At 39.1% G+C, this 3,497-nt stretch carries 1 protein-coding gene; it reads left to right on the forward strand.

Features of this window, described 5'->3' with window-relative positions:
• The first annotated feature begins 341 nt into the window (after nucleotides 1–341).
• The gene (locus L2755_RS21785; protein WP_248982737.1) at nucleotides 342–3,188 is read left to right on the forward strand and encodes a TonB-dependent receptor domain-containing protein; all 2,847 of its coding nucleotides are present in this window, start codon (nucleotides 342–344) and stop codon (nucleotides 3,186–3,188) included.
• The last annotated feature ends 309 nt before the right edge of the window (nucleotides 3,189–3,497 follow it).

A 3,497-nucleotide genomic window follows, 5' to 3' on the forward strand; every position in this document is an offset into this window, starting at 1 on the left:
AGACAGCCATTTAAAGTTGCTGAAGTCTCATTGGCGAGCAGGGATTAAGACGCTGCAGGATTTAGTTAGGGAGCCACAAGCATCCTATTAAATTCGTGGGGATCCCTCAGGATCTGAGTCAAGATTTTTTTAAAAAAATGCGTTTTCATTATTTTTTTAACGGAAATGAATTATTTTTTTAACGAAAATAATTTAAACACTTAACTGCGGGATAGCATCTTTAACTATTTACACACATAATCGCATGCAGTATATTGCATATTGCATATTGTTTTAAAATGTAATTTAAAGCGCTATTTTTAAAGAAAATAAAAAATAACTATTATTCAAGGAGATATAACTTGAAAGCTTCAATATTCAAAAGTAATTATTATAAAAAATCTATCGTAGCCCTAAGTCTTAGTTCAGTACTGGCAATAACTTCTTCTGCGGTCATGGCAGCAGAAGAAGAAACGCAACAAGTTGAAGAGGAAGTAGAGCGTATTGCTGTTACCGGTTCTCGTTTAACTCGTGCTTCATTTGATGCACCTAGCCCAACGGTTATTGTTTCTGCAGCTGATATAAAGCTTTCCGGTGCGGGCAACCTCAATGACATTCTGTCAACTATGCCTCAATTTGGCGATGGTTTTGATTCAACGTCGGGTAACTACTCTTTTGGGAACTCTGGTATTAATGCGGTAAATTTACGTAACTTAGGCGCAAACAGAACGCTTGTATTAATTAACGGTAAACGTCCTACACCTATCGCTGATGATAGCCAAATGTTGTATGCCGATATTGGCATGATCCCTTCTGAGCTTGTTGAACGGATAGAAATACTAACAGGTGGCGCATCTGCTGTTTATGGCTCTGATGCAGTAGCTGGTGTAGTTAACTTTATTATTAAAAAAGACTATGAAGGCACCAGTGTTCGTGCACAAGTAGGTGATACACAGCATGGTGGTGGTGCAAACCAAAGTATTACGGTAATTAACGGCTTCTCTTTTAATGACGAGCGCGGTCACATGACTATGTCGGTTGATTATTTTAAAGACAGCGCAATAATGGCTAAGGATCGTCCGGGTTCACAAAACTCTATGCGTGCTGTATCTAACCCTGCAAATACGGGGCCAGACGATGGTATTCCTGACAATATTAAGATGTCAGGTCTAACGTACCCTGCTTTCGGTACTGATACTAATATGTTTGGTTATTGGAATGGTGCAGATGGTGGGACTGATTGGTATCAATATGAAAATGGCACTGCTACCCTTAGAACCCCTGCAACTGCTCAAGCGGAAGGTTGGATAGCAACAGATGGCAGTGGTTTCGATCCAAATGATTATGGTTCGATTGAAGACCCATATGACCGATTAAATGCTTATGTAAATTTAAATTATGAGTTTGATTCGGTAACTCTTTCAGTCGATGTTATGTATTCAAAAACACAAGCGACAAGTTCTATCGATCCAGCATTTGTTGGTGATTGGGAAAGCTGGTATACCTTAAGCCAATTTGACGACAATGGTATAACTGTGCCCGATGCGCTACGCGCTGTTATGTCTCCTGAAGATGAGTGGTTCTCATTACCGAACACCTTTTATGAAGCCGGCCCACGTTCACAAAAAAGTGACCGTGAATATGTATCTGCAAGCCTTACGCTTTCAGGCTCTTTTGAGAATGATTGGACATGGGATGCTTATGCAACCAGTGGTACTACTAAAGCTGAGCTTTTAGTTAAAAACAGTTTGCGCACAGACAGACTAGATATAGATACTTACCTATTAGCGGGGGATTGTGTTGATGCGGGTAATTGCCCTGAATATAATCCTTTTGAACGCCCTTCTCAAGCCGTTACTGACTATATATTAACCGATCATTTATCTACTACCGATGTTGTTAACCATGCATTTTCTGCCAACCTCGGTGGTGACTTATTTGAATTACCTGCAGGTGCGGTACAAATGAGTACCGGCGTTGAAGTTCGTTATGAAAGCTTAAAGTTTGAACCTTCAGAAGTTTGGTCAACAGGCAAGCTAAGTTCAGACATGTCAGGTATGGATGCAAGTAGAACGATACAAGAAGTCTACGCTGAATTCTTAGTGCCAGTATTAAGTGATGTAGCTTTTGTTAAGCAACTAGATATAGAAGCGGCTTATCGTAAAGCTAACTACTCAACAGAGTCAGCTTCTTTTGACAGCGCAAAGTTAGGTCTTAATTGGGCAATAAATGATTCTATCCGTTTACGTACCACCTATTCAACAGCGGTTCGTGCTCCACAATTAACCGAAATGTTTGCTGGTGCTAATTCTGGCTTTACCGATATGACAGATCCATGTGATCAATATCAAATTGATGCGGGTCCTGCTGATGGTCGTCGTAAAGATAATTGTGCAGCTTTAGGGATAACTGAAGAAGGTTGGAGCTCAAACGTCAGTGGCGCAAAAGGTAAAACAGCAAGTGGCGGTAATGAAGATCTTAAAGAAGAAGAAGCAGAAACATTAACCATTGGTTTAGTGTTGACTCCTAGCTTTATTGACAATTTGACAATATCTTTTGATTATTACGATATTAAACTTGAAGATATGATTGTTAGCCAAGGTGCGAGCACTATATTATCAAACTGTACTGATTTAGAGGCAGGTTCTATTGACAATACTTTCTGTGATAAAGTTCAACGAGATGCGAACGGCGATATAAATGTGGTCAATACCGTTAGTTTTAATGCTGATGCGGCACGTCGCCGTGGTGTAGATATAGCGTCAGTATATTCGTACGAAAACTGGTCATTTAGCTTAAACGCATCGCGTCAACTAGAAACTTCTTATACTGAATTTAATGATGTTGAAGGTACCTCAGTAACTGATGATCCTTTAGGTGAACTAGGTAATCCTAAATGGCAAGCTAACCTTATTACTACTTATAACTTAGATGATTTAAGTGTTTCTTGGACAGCTAAATTCAAGCAAGGTGGTAAACGCTGGTTAGATATATCCGATGAAGTTTATGATGATCAAAGCGTTGATGACTCATTAATCCATGACTTAAATATAAGTTATGATATTTCTGAAGCTGCTAATGTGTATTTAGGTGTTAACAATGTAACAGATGAAGATGGTCTTGATCATTGGTTAACTAACTGGGGTACACGAATTGGCTGGGGAATTGTTGGCCGTAGTTATTACGCTGGTATGACTTACCAGTTTTAATAATTAACTGTTAATCATTCTTTAAAGCCGATTAAAGTTTACTTTAGTCGGCTTTTTTGTCTGCTCAGCGAAGATGGTACGGGTTCAATCTCCATGCAGGTGTAATACCAATCTGGAAAACTAACTGGTCATATTTAGCCAGCTCCTTGAACACATTTGAGTGATCCTATCTGCACTCTCATTGAAGATGTTCCAAGCTGAAGTGGCATAGTTAATTTGGCCACCTAGTTAGAGGTTGATATTATAGCCTCATTATTATTTAGGTGATCGTATGACTAAACGTATAAAACGTAATTTTACTCCCGAATT

Origin of the sequence: Shewanella abyssi (genome assembly GCF_023284025.1) — a bacterium.
Lineage (GTDB): Bacteria > Pseudomonadota > Gammaproteobacteria > Enterobacterales > Shewanellaceae > Shewanella > Shewanella abyssi.